Annotated in this window: 31 protein-coding genes; 28 read left to right on the plus strand and 3 right to left on the minus strand. The window is 52.5% G+C overall.

Annotated elements, in window-relative coordinates:
- Window positions 1-1,875 (plus strand): monovalent cation:proton antiporter-2 (CPA2) family protein, encoded by a 1,875-nt coding sequence (locus CHB59_RS01025; RefSeq protein ID WP_089374367.1) that lies wholly within the window; start codon window positions 1-3, stop codon window positions 1,873-1,875.
- Here the strand turns inward: CHB59_RS01025 and CHB59_RS01030 are convergent, their stop codons facing one another.
- Window positions 1,876-2,304, minus strand: coding sequence for a CBS domain-containing protein (locus CHB59_RS01030; protein WP_089374368.1), 429 nt, complete (start codon window positions 2,302-2,304; stop codon window positions 1,876-1,878). It lies immediately after the preceding gene.
- A gap of 165 nt (window positions 2,305-2,469) precedes the next feature.
- On the opposite strand from CHB59_RS01030, the gene CHB59_RS01035 reads away from it, so the two are divergent.
- The 23 genes from CHB59_RS01035 (at window position 2,470) to xerD (ending at window position 18,156) form a co-directional block, all read left to right on the plus strand.
- Complete coding sequence (locus tag CHB59_RS01035; RefSeq protein ID WP_089374369.1) at window positions 2,470-2,973, plus strand: MarR family winged helix-turn-helix transcriptional regulator; 504 nt, start codon at window positions 2,470-2,472, stop codon at window positions 2,971-2,973.
- Window positions 2,974-3,041: 68 nt separating this feature from the next.
- Window positions 3,042-3,512, plus strand: a complete 471-nt coding sequence (locus CHB59_RS01040; protein WP_089374370.1) for a YybH family protein — start codon at window positions 3,042-3,044, stop codon at window positions 3,510-3,512.
- Window positions 3,513-3,537: 25 nt separating this feature from the next.
- Entirely contained in the window at window positions 3,538-3,918 is a 381-nt protein-coding gene (locus tag CHB59_RS01045; protein ID WP_089374371.1) for a YybH family protein, read from the plus strand.
- Between the two features lie 31 nt (window positions 3,919-3,949).
- Complete coding sequence (locus CHB59_RS01050; protein ID WP_089374372.1) at window positions 3,950-4,867, plus strand: DMT family transporter; 918 nt, start codon at window positions 3,950-3,952, stop codon at window positions 4,865-4,867.
- Window positions 4,868-4,948: 81 nt separating this feature from the next.
- Window positions 4,949-5,674 (plus strand): YebC/PmpR family DNA-binding transcriptional regulator, encoded by a 726-nt coding sequence (locus CHB59_RS01055; protein ID WP_089374373.1) that lies wholly within the window; start codon window positions 4,949-4,951, stop codon window positions 5,672-5,674.
- Complete coding sequence (gene ruvC / locus CHB59_RS01060; protein ID WP_089374374.1) at window positions 5,674-6,216, plus strand: crossover junction endodeoxyribonuclease RuvC; 543 nt, start codon at window positions 5,674-5,676, stop codon at window positions 6,214-6,216. Before CHB59_RS01055 ends, ruvC begins: the two co-directional genes overlap by 1 nt.
- Window positions 6,213-6,794 (plus strand): Holliday junction branch migration protein RuvA, encoded by a 582-nt coding sequence (gene ruvA, locus CHB59_RS01065; protein WP_089374375.1) that lies wholly within the window; start codon window positions 6,213-6,215, stop codon window positions 6,792-6,794. The genes ruvC and ruvA overlap by 4 nt, the downstream gene beginning before the upstream one ends.
- A 198-nt stretch (window positions 6,795-6,992) precedes the next feature.
- Window positions 6,993-8,030, plus strand: coding sequence for a Holliday junction branch migration DNA helicase RuvB (gene ruvB / locus CHB59_RS01070; protein WP_089374376.1), 1,038 nt, complete (start codon window positions 6,993-6,995; stop codon window positions 8,028-8,030).
- Complete coding sequence (gene ybgC, locus CHB59_RS01075; RefSeq protein WP_089374377.1) at window positions 8,027-8,446, plus strand: tol-pal system-associated acyl-CoA thioesterase; 420 nt, start codon at window positions 8,027-8,029, stop codon at window positions 8,444-8,446. The genes ruvB and ybgC overlap by 4 nt, the downstream gene beginning before the upstream one ends.
- Window positions 8,443-9,117 (plus strand): protein TolQ, encoded by a 675-nt coding sequence (gene tolQ, locus CHB59_RS01080; protein WP_089374378.1) that lies wholly within the window; start codon window positions 8,443-8,445, stop codon window positions 9,115-9,117. The genes ybgC and tolQ overlap by 4 nt, the downstream gene beginning before the upstream one ends.
- A 10-nt stretch (window positions 9,118-9,127) precedes the next feature.
- A complete protein-coding gene (locus CHB59_RS01085) occupies window positions 9,128-9,514 on the plus strand; it encodes a biopolymer transporter ExbD (protein WP_089374379.1) in 387 nt (128 codons plus the stop codon).
- A 6-nt stretch (window positions 9,515-9,520) separates the two neighbouring features.
- On the plus strand, window positions 9,521-10,342 hold the full coding sequence (locus CHB59_RS01090; protein ID WP_089374380.1) for an energy transducer TonB: 822 nt from the start codon (window positions 9,521-9,523) through the stop codon (window positions 10,340-10,342).
- A 121-nt stretch (window positions 10,343-10,463) separates the two neighbouring features.
- Window positions 10,464-11,750 carry a Tol-Pal system beta propeller repeat protein TolB gene (gene tolB, locus CHB59_RS01095; protein ID WP_089374381.1) on the plus strand — a complete coding sequence of 429 codons (1,287 nt, stop codon included), beginning with the start codon at window positions 10,464-10,466 and terminating at the stop codon, window positions 11,748-11,750.
- Between the two features lie 121 nt (window positions 11,751-11,871).
- Entirely contained in the window at window positions 11,872-12,411 is a 540-nt protein-coding gene (gene pal / locus CHB59_RS01100) for a peptidoglycan-associated lipoprotein Pal (RefSeq protein WP_089374382.1), read from the plus strand.
- 3 nt (window positions 12,412-12,414) lie between these two features.
- Window positions 12,415-13,239, plus strand: a complete 825-nt coding sequence (gene ybgF / locus CHB59_RS01105) for a tol-pal system protein YbgF (RefSeq protein ID WP_089374383.1) — start codon at window positions 12,415-12,417, stop codon at window positions 13,237-13,239.
- A 5-nt stretch (window positions 13,240-13,244) separates the two neighbouring features.
- Window positions 13,245-13,883, plus strand: coding sequence for a 7-carboxy-7-deazaguanine synthase QueE (gene queE / locus CHB59_RS01110; RefSeq protein WP_089374384.1), 639 nt, complete (start codon window positions 13,245-13,247; stop codon window positions 13,881-13,883).
- A 51-nt stretch (window positions 13,884-13,934) separates the two neighbouring features.
- Window positions 13,935-14,627, plus strand: a complete 693-nt coding sequence (gene queC, locus CHB59_RS01115; RefSeq protein WP_089374385.1) for a 7-cyano-7-deazaguanine synthase QueC — start codon at window positions 13,935-13,937, stop codon at window positions 14,625-14,627.
- 69 nt (window positions 14,628-14,696) lie between these two features.
- Window positions 14,697-14,945, plus strand: a complete 249-nt coding sequence (gene rpsP, locus CHB59_RS01120; protein WP_089374386.1) for a 30S ribosomal protein S16 — start codon at window positions 14,697-14,699, stop codon at window positions 14,943-14,945.
- 51 nt (window positions 14,946-14,996) lie between these two features.
- The gene (gene rimM / locus CHB59_RS01125) at window positions 14,997-15,491 is read left to right on the plus strand and encodes a ribosome maturation factor RimM (RefSeq protein ID WP_218816188.1); all 495 of its coding nucleotides are present in this window, start codon (window positions 14,997-14,999) and stop codon (window positions 15,489-15,491) included.
- A gap of 32 nt (window positions 15,492-15,523) precedes the next feature.
- On the plus strand, window positions 15,524-16,282 hold the full coding sequence (gene trmD, locus CHB59_RS01130) for a tRNA (guanosine(37)-N1)-methyltransferase TrmD (protein ID WP_089374387.1): 759 nt from the start codon (window positions 15,524-15,526) through the stop codon (window positions 16,280-16,282).
- 13 nt (window positions 16,283-16,295) lie between these two features.
- Window positions 16,296-16,682: a 50S ribosomal protein L19 gene (gene rplS, locus CHB59_RS01135; RefSeq protein WP_089374388.1), complete on the plus strand. Its 387-nt coding sequence runs from the start codon at window positions 16,296-16,298 to the stop codon at window positions 16,680-16,682.
- 105 nt (window positions 16,683-16,787) lie between these two features.
- Window positions 16,788-17,276 (plus strand): methylated-DNA--[protein]-cysteine S-methyltransferase, encoded by a 489-nt coding sequence (locus CHB59_RS01140; protein ID WP_245834990.1) that lies wholly within the window; start codon window positions 16,788-16,790, stop codon window positions 17,274-17,276.
- Window positions 17,263-18,156, plus strand: coding sequence for a site-specific tyrosine recombinase XerD (gene xerD, locus CHB59_RS01145; protein WP_425435857.1), 894 nt, complete (start codon window positions 17,263-17,265; stop codon window positions 18,154-18,156). The genes CHB59_RS01140 and xerD overlap by 14 nt, the downstream gene beginning before the upstream one ends.
- On the opposite strand, the gene folB is transcribed toward xerD, so the two are convergent.
- Entirely contained in the window at window positions 18,157-18,516 is a 360-nt protein-coding gene (gene folB, locus CHB59_RS01150) for a dihydroneopterin aldolase (protein WP_089374600.1), read from the minus strand.
- 64 nt (window positions 18,517-18,580) lie between these two features.
- Between folB and plsY the strand changes: the two genes are divergently transcribed.
- Window positions 18,581-19,171 (plus strand): glycerol-3-phosphate 1-O-acyltransferase PlsY, encoded by a 591-nt coding sequence (gene plsY, locus CHB59_RS01155; protein ID WP_089374391.1) that lies wholly within the window; start codon window positions 18,581-18,583, stop codon window positions 19,169-19,171.
- 131 nt (window positions 19,172-19,302) lie between these two features.
- Here the strand turns inward: plsY and tsaD are convergent, their stop codons facing one another.
- Entirely contained in the window at window positions 19,303-20,325 is a 1,023-nt protein-coding gene (tsaD, locus tag CHB59_RS01160) for a tRNA (adenosine(37)-N6)-threonylcarbamoyltransferase complex transferase subunit TsaD (RefSeq protein ID WP_089374392.1), read from the minus strand.
- 87 nt (window positions 20,326-20,412) lie between these two features.
- On the opposite strand from tsaD, the gene rpsU reads away from it, so the two are divergent.
- The 3 genes from rpsU to dnaG all read left to right on the plus strand — a co-directional run bounded on the left by rpsU (window position 20,413) and on the right by dnaG (window position 22,896).
- Window positions 20,413-20,625: a 30S ribosomal protein S21 gene (gene rpsU, locus CHB59_RS01165; RefSeq protein WP_067263231.1), complete on the plus strand. Its 213-nt coding sequence runs from the start codon at window positions 20,413-20,415 to the stop codon at window positions 20,623-20,625.
- Window positions 20,626-20,643: 18 nt separating this feature from the next.
- A complete protein-coding gene (locus CHB59_RS01170) occupies window positions 20,644-21,090 on the plus strand; it encodes a GatB/YqeY domain-containing protein (protein ID WP_089374393.1) in 447 nt (148 codons plus the stop codon).
- A gap of 75 nt (window positions 21,091-21,165) precedes the next feature.
- On the plus strand, window positions 21,166-22,896 hold the full coding sequence (gene dnaG / locus CHB59_RS01175) for a DNA primase (protein ID WP_089374394.1): 1,731 nt from the start codon (window positions 21,166-21,168) through the stop codon (window positions 22,894-22,896).
- The last annotated feature ends 1 nt before the right edge of the window (window position 22,897 follow it).

A 22,897-nucleotide genomic window follows, 5' to 3' on the forward strand; every position in this document is an offset into this window, starting at 1 on the left:
ATGGCAGAAGCCCATATCCCGTCCTTATTGCTTGAAAGCGTGATCTATCTGGGCGCTGCGGTGTTGGCAGTGCCAATTTTCCGGCGTATTGGTCTTGGTTCGGTGCTGGGCTATCTGTTTGCTGGTGTTGTGATCGGGCCATGGGGCTTGGGCTTGGTGGCTGACACCGATACGGTGTTGCATTTTTCCGAGTTCGGTGTAGTCATGATGTTGTTCCTGATCGGGCTGGAGATTGATCCCGATAAGCTGATGGAGTTGCGCTTGCCCATTTTTGGTATGGGTGGATTGCAGGTATTGCTGACGGCAGGGCTGGTATATGGGGTCGGTACGGCATTCAACCTGGATTGGCGCTTGTCGTTGGTGGTCGGTATGGGGGTTGCCATGTCTTCTACCGCGATTGCCATGCAGGTGCTGGCTGAACAGGGTGCATTGAACCGGCCTTCGGGACGTTCGGCGTTTTCGGTACTGTTGTTCCAGGATCTGGCGGTGATTCCCATCATGATCCTGTTATTGGTCATTGCGCCCGGGGCGCATGTCTCCAACGGCGTGCATATGGACTGGCTGGCCATTCTCAAGGCTGTGGCACTGGTGATCCTGCTGATACTCGGCGGTAAATATCTGCTGCGGCCAGTGTTGCGCTATATCGCCAATACCGGATTGCGCGAGATATTCATTGCGTTTGCCTTGTTCCTGATCATTGGCGTCTCCATCCTCATGACCCTGGTTGGCCTATCCATGGCGCTGGGGGCTTTTATCTCAGGAGTCTTGTTGGCAGATTCCGAGTATCGCCAGGAGCTTGAACTGGATATTGAACCGTTCAAAGGATTGCTGTTGGGGTTGTTTTTCATCTCGGTCGGTATGTCTGTCAACCTGGGTATGGTGTTACAGCATCCTGTACTGATTGTGGGGCTGGCGCTGGCATTTGTCTCATTCAAGCTTGTATTGTTGTTTGGTCTTGCCAAGGTGTTCCGCCTGAACAATGCTGGTGGCCTGATGTTTGCGGTTACTTTATCTCAAGTCGGGGAGTTTGCTTTCGTCATCTTCAGCGCTGCAGTCGATACCAAGGTGATCAGCTATGAGCACAGTGCCGTACTGAATTCTGTGGTGGCGATTTCCATGGTGACAACGCCGTTGTTGCTGCTGGTATACCAGTTTGCTTACAGGCGCAGGTTGCAGCAGCGTCGGCAGAACAGGAAATTCGATGAGTTTGATGAAGAGCGCCCGATCATCATTGCCGGCTTCGGGCGCGTGGGGCAGATTGTTACTCGGTTGCTGACCGGGGTGGGTGTGGAGCCTACAGTGATCGAGCATGACCCCAACCAGATCGAGCTGATGCGCAGTTTCGGGTATCGTGCGTATTACGGTGACATTACTAGGCCGGACGTACTGCGGGCAGCGGGAATTGCCAATGCCCGTTTGCTGATACTGGCGATAGATAATGCTGAAGATGCCATCGAAACGGCACGCTATGTGCGGCAGCACTATCCGGATGTCAAAATACTGGCGCGCGTGCGCAATCGTACTTATGTATTCGATTACATGGACCTGGGAATTGACTGTGTGCGTGAAACTTTTCTCGGTGCTGTCCATCTGGGGGAAAAGGCTTTGCGCGAGATGGGCTACACCCCGTTTCATGCTTACAGTACCGCCTGGAAGTTCCGCCGCCATGATGAAGGGATGATGCGAGATCTGCATCCCATTCATACCGATATGCAGAAAGTGGTGTCATACAATGTACGGACGCGCCAGGATTTGCAGCATACATTGAGTCGCGACATGGAGGAGATCGTAGCCGGACTCAACAACAACATCTGGGGTGGTCGAAGTGAGGACTCCCTGAGTGAGAGTGAGGATGGGAGTCCCCAGTCTCCATAATCAGCTCTGGATGTAATTTTCCAGTTGTTGGATAAGGAATTCCTGATAGGCAATGGTTTCCTTGACCAGATCACCTATCGAAAGCAGGCCAACCAGCTGGTTGTTCTCAATGACTGGCAGGTGTCGCACGCGCTTGCCGGAGATCAGGTTCATGCAGTGGTCAACGGTATCAGCCAGGCTGACTGTTGTCACTTCTCCCGACATGATATCTCCGACAGTGGTGGTCCTGGACGTCTTACCTTTGAGCGCAACTTCTCGCGCGTAATCTCGTTCAGAGAATATTCCGACCATCTGGTCGCGGTGCATCACGACCAGTGCACCGATCTGACGCTCCGCCATGACCAGTAAAGCATCGTAAACCAGGCTTTCAGGCGCGACAGAATAGACAGTGCTCCCTTTGGTTTCCAGAACTTGCCGCACAGTTTTCATGTTGGCTTCCCCTTTGTTTTCTTTGAACCTGTAATTGCAATATACACCTTTTGGAATTGAGGTTGAATATCCTCGATCAGGAACAACGAGCAGTGCTTTGCTTGTTTAGAGGGTTGGTAAATATGTGTTGACATAATTAGTCAGCTAATTATAATCAGGCTAATTATGTTGAAGCTCAAAGATCTTCCTGATAAAGCAGTGCTGGCGAAATTTGCCGAGCGCTATCCCGATGCCGACACAGGTGGGGTAGCGGTGTTCCTGCATTTCTTGCGCGTGGCGAGTGATCTGTCGTTGGCGCTTGATACCTGCCTCAGTCGGCATGGCTTGTTGCAAGGGCGCTGGTGGGTGCTGGTGTTATTGATGCGTGAGGAGAACAGTATTGCCTTGCCTTCTACGTTGGCAGATAAGGCGGGAGTGAGTCGCGCGACCATGACAGGATTGATTGATGGCCTGGAGCGTGACGGGTTGGTAAAGCGTATTTCTGATACTGGTGACCGCAGAAAGGTATCCATTCAATTGACTGATGCGGGCCAGGTCAGGTTGGATCAGGTGATGCCGGATTACTATACGCGATTGCGGCAATGTATGGCTGGGATAAGTGAAGAAGAGCGGGAATTGTTGAGTGTTGTTCTGGGTAAGTTGAATGTCGGCATTCCTGCGTTTGGTTAGCAGGTGTTTTGCTGGCGCATTAATGTAGTGTCGTTATTAATTTCTATCATCAGTGGAGAGGTCTCATCATGAAAAATTGTAAAAGTATCGCAGTATTGGCTGTGTTGGTACTGGCTGCCATTGCAGCTGTCATGGCTTATCAATGTAATGCCAAACCTGACAAGGAAAAGGCTGATGCGATTGTCAGTCAGTTGAATGCTGCATGGGATGAGGCCTTTGTCCAGGCTTCGGCTGGCACTATCAGTACTTATTATGATGCCAATGGCAGCTTGCTGCCTGCAGGTGGTGAGCAAGTGACAGGGACTAAGGCGATTGCAGATTTCTGGTCTGGCCTGTTCGCCAAGGGTTTGACTGATCATCACATCGAGACCGTGGAAACCGGCATTGTGGGCAACACGATTTATCAACGCGCTAAATGGAGCGCTGTGCTCAAGGGGGTAGACGGCGCTGAACCGCAGAATTTCGGCGGCAATCTGCACCTGCTTTATAAAAAGCAGGATGACGGTAGCTGGAAAATCTTGACTCATACATGGAATTAATTTTTAACAATCTTGGAGAATTGATATGACAAACTCAGATTTCAACGCAGTCGCAACACAGCTGAACCAGGCATGGGATGCTGCTTTCAATGTAAAGGATCATGCACAAGTAGTTTCCTTCTATGATGATGAAGCCACGGTCCTGCCAGCTGGCGCCGGGCAGGTGAACGGCAAGGATGCCTTGCTGACTTTCTGGCAAGGAGCCATTGCCAGCGGTATTGTGGATCACAAACTGGAGCTGATTCATGCGGAGGCCGATGGTAATCTCGCATTCCAGCGCGGACACTGGAGTGCTGCCGTGGTGAATGCTGAAGGGCAGCGCCAGAGTTTTAGTGGCAACGTGCATTTGCTCTACAGGAAACAGGCTGACGGTAACTGGAAGTTGTTAAGCCATATCTGGAATTAAACTTCATCAAGGCCAAGGGCCAGGAGCCATCATGAAAGCGGGAACTTCAACTACCTTGCGTGCTTTTGCAGCCTTAGTGCTGTTGGCAATCCTATGGGGGTACAACTGGGTAGTCATGAAGCATGCGCTGGACTATGCGGGCGCGTTCCAGTTCGGTGCAATGCGGACATTCTATGGAGCGGTGTGCCTGTTCGCATTACTGGCCTTGATGCGCAAACCACTCAAGCCGCGTGAAATCCCTACCTTGATCTGGCTGGGTATCTTGCAGACTTGCGGGTTTACCGGCCTGATTATCTGGGCGCTGGTGGAAGGAGGTGCTGGCAAGACGGCAGTGCTGACCTACACCATGCCATTCTGGGTCATGATGCTGGCATGGCCATTGCTGGGCGAGAAAATCCGCGGCGTGCAATGGCTGGCAGTATTGTCCTCGGTCATGGGATTGGTATTCATCCTGGATCCATTGCATCTGGGGGCTGACCTATTCAGCATGATCCTGGCTATTCTGGGGGGGGTGTTCTGGGCGGTGTCTGTCATCGTGGCCAAGAAGCTGCACCAGCGTGTGCCTGACCTGGACCTCATGTCCCTCACAGCCTGGCAGATGCTATTTGGCTCTTTGCCGTTGGTGGTGGTGGCGTTTATTGTGCCTGCACCGCCTATTGACTGGAGTATCAACTTTATCGGCGCCGTGTTGTTCAATGCTGTATTGTGCAATGCCCTGGCCTGGCTGCTCTGGCTTTATGCCTTGCAGCACCTGCCTGCGGGAATTGCCAGCATGACTTCTCTGCTTGCGCCTGTGATAGGCGTACTTGCAGCCTGGTTGCAGCTGGGGGAAGAACCCAGTCGCGGCGAAATAGTGGGTATGTTGTTGATTGGTGCCGCATTGTTGATCATTTCCCTGTATAGCATGAAGCGCAAGGAAGAGGTTGACCCTGCCATGGGACAGGACTGAAAGGCGCATATTTTCCAGTAATCCTCTATGGTAAAATCCAGTAGGTTTTTTTGCATAATTTAGCAATCAAAGGATTTTCAAATGGCAGGGCATTCCAAATGGGCTAACATCCAGCACCGCAAAGGTCGCCAGGATGCCAAACGTGGCAAGATATTCACTAAACTGATCAAGGAAATCACCGTGTCAGCTCGCATGAGCGGCGGTGATCTCAATTTCAACCCTCGCTTGCGTGCGGCCGTGGCAGAAGCCAAGGAGCAGAACATGCCGGCAGATAACATCACGCGTGCCATCAAGCGCGGCACTGGTGAGCTGGAGGGGGTCAATTACGAAGAAATCCGTTACGAAGGTTATGGTATTGGCGGCGCTGCCATTATCATTGACTGTCTCACAGACAACAAGCAGCGTGCCGTGGCCGATGTGCGTCATGCCTTGAGCAAAAACGGTGGCAACCTGGGAACCGATGGTTCGGTTTCATTCATGTTCAAGCATTGCGGCGTGCTGGTATTCGAACCAGGTACCAGCGAAGACCAGGTAATGGAAGCTGCCCTGGAAGCTGGCGCGGAAGATGTAGTGACGGATGAGGATGGCAGTATTGAGGTCATTACGGCGCCTGGTGACTTTACTGCGGTGAAGGAAGCGCTTGAGGCAGCAGGCCTGAAGCCGGTGTTGGCTGAAGTGACCATGAAGCCTGATACTGAAACCGTGTTCAGTGGCGAAGATGGTGCCAAGATGCAGAAGCTGTTGGACGCGCTGGAAGACCTGGATGATGTGCAGGATGTATATACTACGGCAGTCATCGAAGAGTAATGTCCTTGCGCATACTGGGTATTGATCCTGGCTTGAGGCTTACCGGTTTTGGCGTAATTGAGAAAACCGGTGAAAAGCTTGCCTATGTCGCCAGCGGCACCATCAAGACCACCACAGGCAGAGGTAGTGAAATAGAGGATTTGCCCACCAGGCTTAAAGTGATACTGGATAGTCTGGCGGAAGTGATTGCTGACTATCAGCCACAGCAGGCAGCAGTTGAAAAGGTATTCGTCAACGTTAATCCGCAGTCCACTTTGTTGCTGGGCCAGGCGCGAGGCGCAGCCATCAGTGCCTTGGTGCTGAAGAATTTGCCGGTATCTGAATATACGGCCTTGCAGGTAAAGCAGTCTGTGGTCGGGAATGGTCACGCAGCCAAGGACCAGGTGCAGGAAATGGTCAAGCGGCTCCTGAATCTCCCGGGATTGCCACGGCCGGATTCAGCGGATGCGCTGGCGTGTGCCATTTGTCATGCGCATGGCGGGCAGGGATTGGGTAAGCTGGCGACGGCGGGATTCCGGGTGAGAGGTGGCAGATTGATATGATTGCAAGATTAAGCGGTATCTTGATAGATAAAACGCCGCCGCAAGTGGTGATTGATTGTCATGGTGTGGGCTATGAGTGCGAGGTGCCCATGAGCACTTTTTACAACTTGCCTGCAACGGGTGAGCAAGTTGTGCTGCTTACCCATTTCGTCGTGCGTGAGGATGCGCAGCTGTTGTACGGTTTTGGCACTGACCAGGAGCGAGTCACTTTCCGGCAGTTATTGAAAGTCAATGGCATAGGTGCGAAGTCAGCGCTTGCTATCCTGAGTGGACTGTCGGTCGATGATCTGGTGCAGGCGGTGGCGTTACAAGAGACCGGACTGTTGACCAAGGTGCCGGGGATAGGCAAGAAAACAGCTGAACGCTTGTTGCTTGAGCTCAAGGACAAATTTTCCATTGATGGCGTTTCTGCATTGTCCGGGGGGCAGGCAAAATCAGCGAGCGGGGATGTGCTCAATGCCTTGCTTGCGCTGGGCTACAATGAGAGGGAAGCCTTGGCTGCAGTCAAGCAATTGCCTGCTGATACTGCTGTCGCCGAGGGTATTAAACTTGCCCTGAAATCCCTGTCCAAAGGTTAAGGATATTTCCCTTAATGCAGGTTGTTGATGGTGAAGTTGGGAAATTCAATTCTATGCTGCTCAACACAGCATAATGACAATGTTTTATAGTTTCTCCCGTGCAAGATGGAGAACAATCACAGGCTTTTCTGTATCATGCGCATATACCGCTGGCTGATTGCAGCTGCGGATTGATGCAGGAAAAAGCTGATCCACCCAATGATAGAAACCGATCGTTTAATCACCACATCCACCCAGGGTACGCAGGAAGAAGCGCTTGAGCGCGCCTTGCGTCCCAAGGTGCTGGATGAATATGTGGGACAGGAAAAGGCGCGTAGCCAGCTGGAGATTTTCATAGATGCTGCGCGTGGTCGTTCCGAAGCGCTGGACCACGTCCTGTTGTTTGGCCCTCCGGGCCTGGGCAAGACGACGCTGGCGCATATCATTGCCAAGGAAATGGGCGTCAACCTGCGTCAGACCTCCGGGCCTGTACTGGAACGTGCTGGCGACCTGGCGGCATTGCTGACCAATCTTGAACCCAATGATGTGTTATTCATTGATGAAATTCATCGTTTGTCACCCGTGGTGGAGGAAATCCTCTACCCAGCCATGGAAGATTACCGCCTGGATATCATGATAGGTGAGGGGCCTGCTGCACGTTCCGTGCGCCTCGACCTGCCACCTTTCACCCTGGTAGGGGCGACGACCAGAGCTGGCATGCTGACCAATCCCCTGCGTGATCGTTTTGGCATCGTGTCGCGCCTGGAATTTTATACCTCGGAAGAGCTGGCCCGCATTGTGCAGCGCTCTGCCGGGTTGCTGGAAGTTTCCATGCAACAGCAAGGTGCTTTGGAAATTGCACGTCGTTCACGTGGTACGCCGCGTATTGCCAACCGCCTGCTACGCCGGGTACGTGATTATGCGCAGGTGAAATCTGATGGGATAGTAAGTGCTGACATTGCTGATGCGGCTCTGAAAATGCTGGATGTGGATAAGCTGGGTTTTGATGTCATGGACAGAAAACTGTTGTTGGCTGTGTTGGAAAAATTTGATGGTGGTCCCGTCGGGCTGGATAATCTTGCTGCGGCCATTGGTGAAGAGCGGGATACGATTGAAGATGTGCTGGAGCCTTACCTGATACAGCAAGGCTACCTCATGCGTACTCCGCGTGGGCGTATTGCCACCCAGCAGGCATACTTGCATTTTGGCCTGTCCATGCCAGGAAAAATCGGCTCTGGAGAGCTTTGGCAGCAATGATCCGGAATGGTAAGTTTCATTGGCCGGTGCGCGTTTACTATGAAGACACCGATAGCGGTGGAGTGGTATATCACGCTGACTACCTCAGGTTCATGGAGCGGGCACGTACTGAGTTCCTGCGTAGTCTCGGGTTCGGGCAGGCAAAGCTCAAAGATGAATACGGGGTGTTGTTCGTAGTGCGTAGCCTTGCGTTACAATATCGCCGGCCCGCACGCTTTGATGATGCGCTGGAAGTTGTCACGCAACTCAAGGAATTGGGACGTAGTCTTATGAAATTCGAACAGCAAATATATCGCGATGATGAACTTTTGATTGATGCCGCGGTAGATATTGTATGTATCGATGCTGAACAGTTCAGGCCGGTGAGCATACCGGCTGCTGTACGTAACATGATTAATCCAACGGAGCTTGAATGAACCCAACTGAAGATATGTCATTGATAACGCTGATCAGCGGGGCCAGCGTGCCTGTGCAGCTCGTAATGGCGTTATTGTTATTTGCATCCCTGGTTTCATGGTGGTACATCTTCATCAAATTCTACTCTGTCCGTAGCGCTGACCGCGAAGCGGAAGATTTTGAACGTGTATTCTGGAAGGGCGGGGATCTCAATCAGCTGTATGAAAGCGTGACTTCTGGTCGTCGTAATGTACAGGGGCTGGCCAGCATTTTTGAAGCAGGTTTCAAGGAATATGCCCGTCTCAAGCGTCAGCCTACACTGGATGTCAGTGATGTGACCGAAGGCGCGCGGCGTGCCATGCGTGCAGCTTACAACCGTGAGATGGATGAACTGGATTCCCATCTGCCTTTTCTTGCCTCTGTTGGCTCAGTCAGCCCATATATCGGTCTGTTCGGTACAGTGTGGGGCATCATGAATGCCTTCCGTGGCCTGGCTAACATGGCACAGGCTACCTTGTCGCATGTGGCGCCTGGTATTGCCGAAGCGCTGGTGGCAACGGCAATTGGCCTGTTTGCCGCGATTCCGGCAGTCATTGCCTATAATCGCTTCACCGCCTCAGTAGACAGATTGGCAGTACGTTACGAGAGCTTTATAGAAGAATTTACCAATATCCTGCAACGCAAGGCATAAGGAGGTTGTGATGAGTCGTCGCAAATCCCGTCGCCTGATGAACCAGATCAATGTTGTGCCATATATTGATGTTACTCTGGTATTGCTGGTGATTTTCATGGTAACGGCCCCCATGACCAACCCTGGTATCGTTGAACTGCCGCAGGTTGGACAAACGCTCAAGCAGGCGGCAGCTCCTGTTGTGATTACAGTCAAGGCCAATGGCAAGGCTGAGCTTGAGGGCAAGGTCATGGAGCGGGACGTCTTGCTGTTTGAAGTCAAGAACCAGGTTGAGAAGACGCCGGAGCGCGCTATTGTCATTGCAGCAGATAAAAATGTGCAATACGACAAAGTCATCACCCTGATGGATAGCCTGAAACAATATAAGGTTGGCCTCCTGCTTAAACCGGCTAATTAAACGTTAATGAAACTACGTAAAGCTAATCCTTACAAGGTGCGCGCGGCCGCGCTTTCCCTGCTGGTACATTTGCTGCTGCTCGTGCTGCTGCTTGTGTCTTTCGACTGGAAGACACATCAGCCGATGAGGGTGGCAGAAGTGGATCTGTGGGATGCGTTGCCAGCGGACAAACCTGTTGCCAAGCCGCCGAAGCCAGAGCCCATGCCGGAACCTCCCAAGCCTGAGCCAAAACCAGAGCCGGCACCTGAACCCAAGCCCGAGCCAAAACCGGCTGAGCCTGAGCCTCAAGCTGAAATCCAGGTGAAGAAAGAGCCGGAGAAACCCAAGCAGCCAGAGAAAAAGCCTGAGCCAAAAAAGCCGGAACCCAAGAAACCTGAGCCGAAACCAGAACCTAAAAAGCCAGAGCCGAAGAAAGAAGACAAGGTCAAGCTGGAGGAGCTGAAAAAACTGCAGCAGGAATTGTTGGAGGAAAATTCCAGGCCCGCACCTGCGCAAAAACAGGGTCCGGCTCAGGATGGCGCTGATGTTGCCAATCAAAGCGAGATTGACAAATATCTCGGCCAGCTCCAGGCCAAGATCAAGCGTAATGTGAACCGCCAGTTCTGTGGGACTGGCAAGGTGGAACTGGAGGTTGGTATCAGCTTGATGCCGACAGGTGACGTGATTGGCATGCCGCAGATATTGAGGAGTAGCGGGCTACCGGCCTGTGATGAGGCGATTGAGCGTGCTATCCTACAGTCTCAGCCATTGCCTGTACCGCCACAGCCGGAATTGTTCTCACGTTTCCGTGATCTCAAACTGAAGTTCCGTCCTAATGAGGATGGCTGAAAGCTGCAGGATATAAACATAATAAGCAGCAAACTCCCATAGCAAGTGTATGGGTGAGTTGGTAGAATGCACACACTGACCGTCGGGGAACTTTGCATTATTTTATGACCCTAAATTAACGATGAATAAATTACGCACATTTCTCAGATTTTTAGTTTTCTTCCTGCCATTCACTGCTCATGCAGACTTGACCGTTGAGATTGTTGGCGGTGCTGCGCAGCAGATACCGATTGCGGTCGTTCCGTTTGCGCAACAAACACCCGTGTCCGGGCAGCGAGATACCATTGCCAATGTGATCGGCGCAGATTTGCGACGTAGCGGGCTGTTCCGGGTGCTGGAAACGCGGGGTGTGGCTAACCAGCCCAGTGATGTCTCGCAAGTCAGTTACTCTGATTGGGCTGCAATCCAGGCGCAGGCTCTGACGATTGGCAGCGTCGAAACTCTGCCTGGCAATCGCCTCAAAGTATCTTTCCGCTTGTTGGACGTTTATAAGCAGACCCAGCTAGTGGGGATGGAGTACAACATTACTCCGGCCCAGTTGCGCATGACAGCACACAAGATTGCAGATGTGATTTATCAGAAGCTGACTGGTGAGCAGGGTGTTTTTGCCACGCGCATTGCCTATGTAAGCAAGTCGGGCGGACGTTATGCCCTGCAGGTGGCAGATTCTGATGGATACAATCCGCAGACCGTCGTGTCTTCAGTTGAGCCTATCATTTCTCCTGTCTGGTCTCCGGATGGCACCAAGCTGGCTTATGTGTCATTTGAAAAGAAAAAGCCGATTATCTATGTCCAGTCATTGGTGTCTGGTCAACGCACTGTATTGGCAAATTTCAAGGGTAACAACAGCGCTCCGTCATGGTCTCCTGATGGCAAACGCCTGGCCATCGTGCTGACTTATGCAGCAAATTCGCAAATATACGCGATCAATGCCGATGGCACTGGTTTGCAGCAATTGACCCGGACAAGTGCGATTGATACTGAGCCAGTCTGGTCTCCTGATGGTCGGTATATCTATTTCACCTCTGACCGTGGAGGCAGTCCGCAGGTTTACCGCATGCCGTCCAGTGGTGGAGAGGCCAGCCGCATGACCTTTGATGGTGGTTATATCGTCAGTCCGAGAATTTCTCCTGATGGCAAGCTCCTTGCTTATGTACGCCGAGACGGTGGCCAGTTCAAGGTTGCCGTGCAGGACTTGCAGAGCGGACAAGTGCAAGTGCTCAGCAATGGTGCAAAGGATGAGTCACCGAGTTTTGCCCCTAATGGGCGCATGATATTGCATGCTACTCGTGTCGGTAGTCGTGGAACGCTTGCGGCAGTCTCTGCTGATGGCAAGGTGAAACAGCGTCTGACCGAAAGTAGCGGTGATGTACGTGAGCCAGCATGGGGGCCTGTAGTAAATCAGTAGTTTTGAAACATGCAGAATGGTGTTTGAAGCTGCTGATGGATTTTGGGAGCGTTTGTAACAGCAGGGTTTGTAGTGTTGTAACAGTTGATGGTATTTACCCATATTTAAAGGAGAGAACAAAGTGAACAAGAATATAGTGATGAGTGTTTTGCTGGTGGCGATGTTGGCTGCGTGCTCCAGCAAGGCTGTCAAAGAAACACCGCAAGCAGCGGTTGAGGACAAGAGTCCAGCAGTGTCACAAACGACTGGCGGCAATGAAACTGCAACCAGCGGAGTTTCTGACTCATCTCTGTCAAGCAACCCATTGACAGACCCCAATAACATCCTGTCCAAGCGTAGCGTGTATTTTGATTACGATAGCGATGCCATCAAGGCTGAATTCCGCCCATTGGTCGAGGCGCATGCGCAATACCTGAATTCACACAATAACGCTAAGGTCTTCCTGCAAGGTAACACCGATGATCGCGGCACACGTGAATACAACTTGTCCCTGGGTCAGCGTCGTGCAGTTGCTGTGAAGAAGGCATTGAATCTGCTGGGCGTGAAAGATGCACAGATTGAAACTGTCAGCTTCGGCAAGGAAAAGGCCAATGGCGCTTGCAGCAGTGATTCTTGCTGGCAGCAGGATCGTCGTGTAGAGCTTCAATACCAAGGCGAGTAAGTTATGATGCAGCGTTCACTGATTCTGGTTATGGTGGCAGTATTCTCGCTGCCTTTGTTTGCGCATGCCGCACTGTTCGGCGATGATGAGGCAAGAAAAAAAATCGCTGACCTGGAGCAGAAGGTGCAAACCCAGAGTCAGGAAACGCAAGCTGCATTGGTTGAGTTGAGAAAGAGCCAGCAAACCCTGGAAACAAGAAGCCAGGGTATGCTGGACCTGATGGGTCAGATTGACAAACTTAATCAGGAAATCAGCCGCCTCAAGGGTGAGCTGGAAGTTGCCAATCACAATATAGAGAATGCACAGCAGCGTCAGCGTGATCTCTATGCCGATACTGATGGTCGTTTGCGTAAGCTGGAAGAAGGGGGCGCAGGTTCTGTAGCAGCGGCAAATACCATTACTGACGGGGAGTCAGTGGTCAATGATGACAATAATGCCAACCCGGAAGGAAGCGAACTGGATGCTGCCAATGCCCTGGCTGCATCAGGCAAATACAAAGAAGCGTTTGATGCCTATGGAAAATTCCTGCAGACACACCCGGCATCTCAGCAAGCACCGGATGCCATGTACGGTCTGGGAAGTACGCAGTTCTCACTGAAAAATTACAAAGCATCCATTAATACCCAGCAGAAGCTGATTAACCAGTATCCAAACAGCACAAAAGTGCCGGATGCCATGTACAGTATTGCAAATAGCCAGATCCAGTTGTCTGATGTGGATAACGCCAAGAAAACCTTGCGCAATCTGCTGGATAAATTTCCCAATCATGATCTGGCGCCCAGTGCAAAGCGCCGGCTTGATGTGCTGGACTCGATCAAGTCCAGATAGCTTCCGTGTTGCGTATTCATGAAATCTTCCACTCCCTGCAAGGGGAGTCGTCACGTGTAGGCCTGCCTACCGTTTTTGTGCGCCTGACAGGTTGCCCGATGCGCTGTGTCTACTGTGATACCGAATATGCGTTCAAAGGTGGCACCAACATGTCGCTGGATGAAATCATGGCGCAGGTGGCGGGATATGGCGCGCGTTATGTCTGTGTGACAGGCGGGGAGCCGCTGGCGCAGAAAAAGGGTTGCCTGGCGCTGTTGCAACGCCTGTGTGACGAAGGTTATGCGGTTTCGCTGGAAACTGGTGGGGCTGTTGCCACCGATGGCGTGGATGAACGTGTTGCCGTTATCCTGGATATCAAGACGCCTGGTTCAGGGGAGCTGACCAATAACAAATGGGAAAACCTGCAACGCCTGAAGCCCAACGACGAAATCAAATTTGTGTTGTGCAGCCGCGAGGATTATGACTGGGCCAAACAGTTGCTGGCAGAGCATGCACTCAATGAAAAGTGCCAGGTGATATTTTCTCCCGTGTTCAGCCAAGTCAAGCCCACAGATCTTGCAGACTGGGTGCTGGCAGATAAGCTGCCTGTGCGTATGCAGGTGCAGTTGCACAAAATCCTCTGGGGCGAGACCCCGGGCAAGTAATATAGCTTGCTGTCGGCCTTGTGGCGGCAGTGGCTTTCGAGGAAAGAAATCATGAGCAAGAAAGCGGTTGTGCTGTTATCTGGCGGACTTGATTCCGCTACGGTATTGGCTATCGCTCGCCATCAAGGCTATGAGGCGTATTGTCTGAGTCTTGATTATCATCAGCGCCACCGTGCCGAACTTGATGCGGCGCAACAGATTGTGACTGCCCTAGGGGCAGCCATGCACCGCACAGCTCAATTGGATCTTGCCATGTTTGGTGGTTCCGCCCTGACGGACGCCAGTATTGCTGTGCCGGAAATGCCCAGTGAAGGCATCCCCATTACCTATGTGCCCGCACGGAATACCATCATGTTGTCTCTGGCGCTGGCCTGGGCAGAAGTGTTGGAGGCGCAGGATATCTTTATCGGCGTCAATGCGCTGGATTATTCCGGCTATCCGGACTGCCGTGGTGAATACGTGCGTGCATTCCAGGATATGGCCAACCTGGCTACCAAAAGTGCTATCGAGGGCCGTACCATTACCATTCATGCACCCTTGATCGACATGACCAAGGCGCAGATCGTGACGCAGGGAGTAGCTCTTGGTGTTGATTACAGCCTGACGGTATCCTGCTATCAGGCTGACGAACGGGGAAGGGCGTGTGGCGTCTGTGATTCCTGCCGTTTGCGTCGGCAAGGATTTGTTGCTGCGGGGTTGGCGGACCCTACTCGGTATGTTGAAACTGCAAATTTCGCAGAATAGACTTGCCAACAGTATAGAAAATAACGTAAAATCCGCGCCTTTCTGTCTAGTTTAAAGAGAACCAAGATTATGGTGATTATTCGTCTCGCCCGCGGTGGCGCGAAGAAGGCTCCGTTTTACAGCGTGGTTGTGGCTGATTCCCGTAATCGCCGTGACGGCCGTTTCATTGAGCGTGTAGGTTTTTACAACCCGTTGGCCAAGGAAGGCCAAGAGGGCTTGCGTCTTAACAGTGAGCGTCTTGCTTACTGGCAAGGTAATGGTGCGCAACTGTCCGAAACTGTTGCTCGCCTGGTTAAGCAGTCCCAAAAGTCTGCTTAATGCAAAGCCGTTGAAAAACGGCGGCTATCAGTTGTGAGTGAATTGGTCATCATGGGGCGCATTGTCGCCCCTTATGGCGTTTATGGCTGGATCAAGGTTCTGCCAGATACCGAGTATATCGATAGCCTGTTTGAATATGGTCGCTGGATACTGGGGCGAGGTGACCCTACATGTCCTGAGCAGTGGCGGCCATATGAGGTTGAAAAGGCAAAGGTGCATAATGACCTTCTGCTGGTGAAGCTGAAAGGCATTGATGACCGCGATGCGGCGTTTGCCTGTAAAGGCATGCAGGTCGCAGTGTATCGGGATGAATTGCCTGAGCCGGAAGATGGCGAGTATTACTGGTCGGACCTGATCGGTTTGCAGGTACGCAACCAGGAAGGTGTGGATCTTGGTCGGGTTGTAGATGTGTTTGCCACTGGCGCCAATGATGTCATTGTGCTCCAGGGCGATCGTGAACGCTTATTGCCTTTTGTCGGCCAGGTGGTGCTTGAGGTGGATATCGCAAGTAAAACCATGTTGGTGGATTGGGATGCCGAGTTTTGAGCGAGGCTGGCGACACGCAGGAAAAGCAAGCCATGCAATTTGATGTGGTGACGCTGTTCCCCGAAATGTTTGATGCCTTGACTAAGTTTGGAATCAGTTCGCGGGCACAGGAACGCGGGATTTATGAGCTGGCGTTGTGGAATCCGCGCGATTTCACCACAGACAATTACCGTACCATAGACGACAGGCCATATGGTGGTGGCCCCGGAATGGTTATGCTGGCGGAGCCGCTGGAAAAAGCGATTGCGGCGGCAAGAGCCCGGCAGCAATCACGTGGGATAGAGAATTCCAAAGTGATTCACCTGTCACCGCAGGGCACCCCGCTCAAGCATGAGCATGTGATGCAATTGAAGGAAATGCCGGGATTGATATTCCTGGCAAGCCGTTATGAAGGTGTGGATGAGCGCTTGCTTTCTACGCTGGTAGATGAAGAATACTCGATCGGCGACTATGTATTGTCTGGCGGTGAAATTCCCGCCATGGTGATACTGGATGCGATCATCAGGCAGTTGCCCGGTAGCCTGGGCGATGCCGTTTCGGCAGAGGAGGATTCCTTTGCCGATGGTTTGCTGGATTGTCCGCATTACACTCGACCAGAGGAATATGCGGGGCAAAAGGTGCCGGAAATATTGCTTTCCGGCAATCATGCCAAGATCAAGCGTTGGCGGTTGAAGCAATCGCTGGCGCGAACCCGGGCAAGACGCCCGGACTTATTGGCCGCAAGGTCGTTGACGAAAGAGGAATCTCGGCTGCTCGCAGAAATAGAGCAGGAACAAGATTCCCATAACTAAAAGGAAGCAAGAAATGGCTGATATTATCAAGCAATTGGAACAGGAAGAAATTGCCCGTCTCGGCAAGACTATCCCTTCTTTCGCCCCTGGTGACACCGTGGTTGTCGGTGTGAACGTGGTTGAAGGTACGCGTAAGCGTGTGCAGGCATACGAAGGCGTTGTTATTGCCATCCGTAACCGCGGCCTGAACTCCTCCTTCATTGTGCGCAAGATTTCTTCCGGTGAAGGCGTTGAGCGTACTTTCCAGACTTACTCTCCACTGATCGCCAGCATTGACGTGAAACGTCGTGGTGACGTTCGCCGCAGCAAGCTGTACTACTTGCGTGAGCGTTCCGGTAAGTCCGCACGTATCAAGGAAAAGCTGCAACTGCGCAAAGAAACACCAAGCAGCGCAGAATAAACTGCTGAGTTACTGCACAGTAAAAAAAGCCCCGTACGCCGGGGCTTTTTTATGTCTGCTGTATTTGTTTGAGTACATGCATCGCTTTGTTCTAGAATGCCTGTCATGAGCTCACACCATGCTAGCGAATTTGATGCTGTCATCACTGCGCCTTTCGGCGCTATTGGTATCAATGTTGCCGATGAATACGTCACAGGCATGAGGCTGATTTCCAGTCCGCTGTCTCCACATTGTCCTGCGCAGCCATTCGCGCAATATGTTGCGCTACAGATTCAACAGTATCTAGATAATACGGACCATGTGCTGGATGTGCCGTATATCATGCAGGGTACTCCATTCCAGAAGCGCGTCTGGCGCGCCATGATGGAAATCCCGCTGGGGCAGGTGTGGACATATAGTGAGCTTGCCACGCGCGTGGCTTCTGGCCCCAGGGCGGTTGCCAATGTCTGTGGCGCCAACCATCTGCCTTTGCTGATACCTTGTCATCGTATTGTGGCCAAGAGCGGCATTGGCGGCTTCATGAAGAATGACAAGCATGGCCTGGACGTCAAGCGTTGGCTGTTGCAGCACGAACATGTCAATGCATACAGCTGAAGCGCTGCTTGATCATTTTCAGGATCATGTCTGGTTGGAAGATGGATTAGCCAAGAACACCCTTTCCAGCTACCGGCAGGACCTGTCAGGATTCGCAGGCTGGCTGCAGGAAAAGCGCAGTAAAACCATGCTGGAAGTGACGGCGGGTGATATTCAGGCCTACATCGCCTTTCGTTTCCCGCAGAGCAAACCACGAAGCATCAGCCGCCTGATTGCCAGCCTGCGCCGTTTCTACCGCTTCGCCCTGCGCGAATCACTTGTCAGCCTTGATCCCAGCCTGCATATCGAAACACCCAAATTGCCACGCTCATTGCCCAAAAGCCTGAGCGAAGAAGATGTAGACCGCCTGATCGAGGCGCCTGATACCAATACCAACCTCGGTCTGCGTGATCGTGCCATGCTGGAAACCCTCTATGCTACCGGTTTGCGCGTATCTGAACTCGTGGGTATGCAAGTCACGGAATTAAGCTTGAGTGACGGTGTGGTGCGCGTGACCGGCAAAGGTAGCAAAACCCGCCTCGTACCATTAGGGGAACAGGCAGTGGAATGGCTCACACACTATCTATCCGAAGGTCGCCACGCCATTCTGCAGCAGCGCCTCAGTGATCATCTCTTTGTCACCCAACGCGGCGACGGCATGACTCGTCAGGCATTCTGGTATCTCATCAAGCGTTACGCCGCGTATGCCGGCATCACCACCCACCTTTCCCCTCACGTCCTGCGTCATGCCTTCGCCACCCACCTGCTCAACCACGGTGCGGACCTCAGGGTCGTGCAAATGCTGCTCGGCCACGCTGATATCTCCACTACGCAAATCTACACCCACGTCGCGCGCGAGCGCCTGAAGCAACTACACCAGATGCATCATCCGCGCGGGTAATTAGTCGGTTTTTCTTCCCCGCTCTATCACTACTCCCAGCGCCTTCAACCCCGGTAATATGCCCGGCTTGGCGACCTTGATCTTGACCCAGGGGGAGTTGAATTCCTGCAGGATGAGTTGGCAAATGTGTTCCGCCAGGGCTTCTACCAGTTTGAATGAGCGTTCTGCCAAGGTTTCGCGGATGCGGGCGACAACTACGCCGTAATCTATGGTGTCTGTGATGTCGTCAGTCTGGCAGGAGCCGCTGTCGGGCATGGCGATTTCGATATCGAGGACGATGGTCTGGGCGGTCAGGCGTTCCCAGTCGGGGACGCCGAGGTGGGTTTGTACTTTGACTTCGCTGAGAAAGATAATGTCCATGAGTGAATCTGCTTTAAGGCCGCGAGGCTGGTAGAATATAGTATCCAATTTTAATCCAATTCTCATGAATACCGCAGTTTTCATCATTCTTGCTTATCTTCTGGGTTCTGTTTCGTTCGGGATTCTGGTCAGTCGCGCATTTGGTTTGCCTGATCCGCGCACGGTGGGTTCTGGTAATCCGGGTGCGACCAATGTGTTGCGCAGCGGTAAAAAGCTGGCGGCTTTACTGACTTTGCTGGGCGATGCGGCCAAGGGTTGGTTGCCGGTATGGCTGGCGCAGGTGTACGGGTTGGAAATCGGGGTGGTGTGCTGGATTGCCTTGGCGGTATTCCTTGGGCACTTGTATCCAGTGTTTTACCGCTTCAAGGGCGGTAAAGGCGTTGCTACTGCGCTGGGCGTGCTGCTGGCATTTTCACCGCTCTTGGCTGGATTGACGTTGCTGAGCTGGATTGTTATTTTTGCGCTGACCAGGTTTTCCTCGTTGGCAGCGTTGACGGCTGCTGTGCTTGCTCCGGGTTTTGCCTGGTGGTTATTGTTGCCGATTCAGTACATCTTGGTGGTGTTTGTGTTGTCGCTGCTGCTGATCTGGCGTCACCGCGGCAATATCCGCAAGCTGCTGGATGGTACTGAGTCAGGCTTCGGCAAGAAATCCTGATTGCGGCAACGCTTTCAATGGCTACTGTCATGCCGGGTGTGTGCGGTATTGCCGCATACCCACGGAATCCCGGCTCAAGGCCGGGATAACATCAAGGCTTGGCAGAGTGACTCAAGGCTTGGCAGAGTGACTCAAGGCTTGGTCAGTTCAGCCAAATCCCAGCGCGGCCTGACGGTGAAGCTGTGGTCGCTTTCCTGCATTTTTTGTTGCATGCGCATCGCGCCCGCAAAGGCAATCATGGCGCCATTGTCGGTGCAGAATTCCAGCCTGGGATAATGCACATGGTAGTGCCTGCGCCTGGCAGCTTCGTTGAGGCGTTCCCGTAGTCTGGCATTGGCACCCACACCGCCGGAAACGATCAATTGCTTCATACCTGTTTTGCGCAGGGCGTCCATACATTTCTTGGTGAGCACTTCTGTCACCGCTTCCTGGAATTCGTAAGCGATATTGGCGCGGGCGGTATCGTCCAACGTGTCTCTCTGTTGGTTGACCAGGGTCAGCACGGCGGTTTTCAGGCCGCTGAAGCTAAAGTTGAGGTCGCCGCTGTTGAGCATGGGGCGGGGCAGTTGATATGTGCCTGCCTGGCCTTGTGCTGCGAGTTTTGAGACAGCTGGGCCGCCGGGGTAACTCAGGCCGAGCAGTTTTGCGGTTTTATCGAAGGCTTCGCCGGCAGCGTCATCCAAGGTGTCACCTAATAATTCATAGTCTCCGATTGCGGATACTCGCATCAATTGCGTGTGTCCGCCGGAAACCAGCAGAGCGACAAAAGGAAATTCTGGTGGATCGGGCTCAAGCAAGGGGGCGAGCAGGTGGCCTTCGAGGTGATGTACGCCAATAGTGGGCAGATTGAGGCTGAATGCCAGCGATTCGGCAATACTGGTGCCGACCAGCAAGGCGCCGGACAGGCCGGGTCCTTGAGTGTAGGCGATACCATCAATGTCCTGCAGCGATTTTCCGGCAGTTTCGAGCACATGCCGTGTCAAGGGCAGGGCGCGGCGGATGTGGTCGCGGGATGCCAACTCAGGGACGACACCGCCATAGGCAGCATGCATGTCGATCTGGGAGTGCAACGCATGGGAAAGCAAGCCCTGTTCAGTGTCGTACAGTGCCAGGCCGGTTTCATCGCAGGAAGATTCAACGCCAAGGATTAACATAAGTTTTTCAGATAATGTTGATAAAACAATAATGAGGCGCTAGAATAGCAAACTTTTTCACCCTTTCTCAAAGGTAAAGTGATTTAAATGTCTAGCGTACGTGTAAAAGAGAACGAGCCGTTTGACGTGGCTCTGCGCCGTTTCAAGCGCATGATTGAAAAGACTGGCCTTCTGACTGACTTGCGTGCGCGTGAGTTCTACGAAAAGCCTACATGGGAGCGCAAGCGTAAGGCTGCTGCTGCCGTTAAGCGTCATTATCGTCGTATCCGCAACCAGACTCTGCCTGCTAAGCTTTACTAAGCAGCTGGTTATTCTGCTGTGACGATCAAGGTACAACTTGCCGAAGACATGAAAGCCGCGATGCGTGCCAAAGATAGTGCGCGTCTCGGGGCGATTCGTCTTTTGCAGGCTGCCATCAAGCAGCGCGAAGTGGATGAGCGGATTGAGTTGAACGATAGCCAGGTGATTGAGGCGATCGAGAAAATGCTCAAGCAGCGTCGTGATTCCATTTCTCAGTATGAAGCAGCTAATCGCCAGGATCTGGCTGATGTGGAAAAGTTTGAAGTCTCTGTACTGCAGACGTATCTGCCAGCAGCGCTTACTGATGACGAGGTCAATGCCATCATTGATGGTGTCATCGCTGAAACTGGTGCCAATGGTATCAAGGATATGGGTAAGGTAATGGCGGCTGTAAAGCCAAAAGTGCTGGGCCGTGCCGATATGGGCAAAATTTCAGGGTTGATCAAGTCCAGGCTTGGTGCTTGAAATAGTTGTGCAATTAGTCATTAGAAAAGGAGCTTCTGGCTCCTTTTTTGTTTTTTTCGGCTATTATTTCCACTCATGATTCCCGATTCTTTCATTCAAGAGCTGCTCAATCGTGTCGACATTGTCGATGTCATTGATCGCAGTGTGCCTTTGAAAAAGGCGGGAGCCAATTACTCGGCCTGTTGTCCTTTCCATAACGAAAAGTCTCCTTCCTTTACCGTCAGTCCTACCAAGCAGTTCTATCATTGTTTTGGTTGTGGCGCACATGGATCAGCGCTGGGGTTCATCATGGAGTACCAGGGCATCAGTTTTGTCGAGGCGGTGCACGAGCTTGCCAAATCGGTGGGCATGATTGTGCCGCAGGAAACGCGGCCTGAGGAATCGATTCGGGCCAAAGCAATTCCTGGCTTGCAGGAAGTCATGCAGCAGGCGGCCAATTATTACAAGGCGGAGTTGAGAAAATCACCTCGTGCGATTGAATATCTCAAGGGGCGAGGTTTGAGTGGACAGATCGCGGCCCGTTTCCAGGTTGGTTATGCGCCTGCTGGCTGGCAGAACCTTGAAACTATATTTCCTGATTATCGCCACGAAGTGCTGCAAACAGCAGGATTGGTGATTGATAATGAGCAGGGTCGTCGCTATGACCGGTTCCGTGATCGCATCATGTTCCCGATTCATGACCAGAAGGGGCAGGTCATTGGGTTTGGCGGCCGGGTGCTGGAAAGTGCTGATGCAGGTGCAAAATACTTGAATTCGCCGGAAACGCCCTTATTTCAGAAAGGTCAGGAACTGTATGGACTGTTCCTGGCACGGCGCGCGATTCGCGAGGCCGGCAGGGCGCTGGTGGTGGAAGGTTATATGGATGTGGTGGCATTGGCGCAGTATGGCATCGAGTATGCTGTTGCTGCGCTGGGAACTGCCACGACGCCAGTGCATATTACCAAGCTCATGCGCCAGACGGATGATATTGTGTTTTGCTTCGATGGCGATGCTGCGGGGCGTAATGCAGCGTGGCGTGCAGCAATGAACGCATTGCCTGCATTGAAGGACGGTTTGAGGCTCGGTTTTTTGTTCTTGCCCACTGAACATGACCCGGACAGTTATGTACGCGAGTTCGGCAAGGAGGCGTTTGAGGCATTAATGGTGCAAGCCCTGCCTCTGTCGCAGTATCTGGTGCAGGAGTTGAGTGTTAATAATCGTTTGCAATCGCAGGAGGATAAAGTGCAGTTCCTCAATGAGGCTGAACCCATCCTCAAGCAGATTCAGGCGCCAAGACTGGCATTGCTTTTGCGTAAGCGGATAGCGGAATTGGCAGAAATTTCTGCTGATGAAATGCGCAGCATGATCAAGTTGCCGGAAACTAATCGTGGCAAACCACGGTCTGCACCAAGACAGGCGCGTACTACCATGTCCTTGCAGCGCAGGTTTGCACTCATGGCAATCATGCAGCCGCATCTGGTCGAAGAGTCTGACCAGGAATGGGCGATCGGAGGTGCAGGTGAGGATGAAATGGTGCGCCAGGTCGTGAACGTAGCGTTGAGTAGTCCTGCGGCCAGGCCAGCTGCGATGCTGCATGCATTGGAGGCTGTGGTGGATGTGCGTTTGCTGCAGGACCTGCAGCGAGAGCTGAATGTGCTGGATGATAGTGTGGACCTGGCATCAGAGTTCGACGGTGCGCGCAGGCAGCTGAAAGATGTTTATCTGCAAAGGCAGAAAGCGTCTGTTGTAGACAGGCTCAAGGAAAAGAACTTGAGTCAGTTGACAGAGGAAGAGCGGGAGTTGCTGAAGTCTATTGGCACTCGCTGAA

Source organism: Methylobacillus rhizosphaerae (assembly GCF_900187985.1).
Classification (GTDB): Bacteria; Pseudomonadota; Gammaproteobacteria; order Burkholderiales; family Methylophilaceae; genus Methylobacillus; species Methylobacillus rhizosphaerae.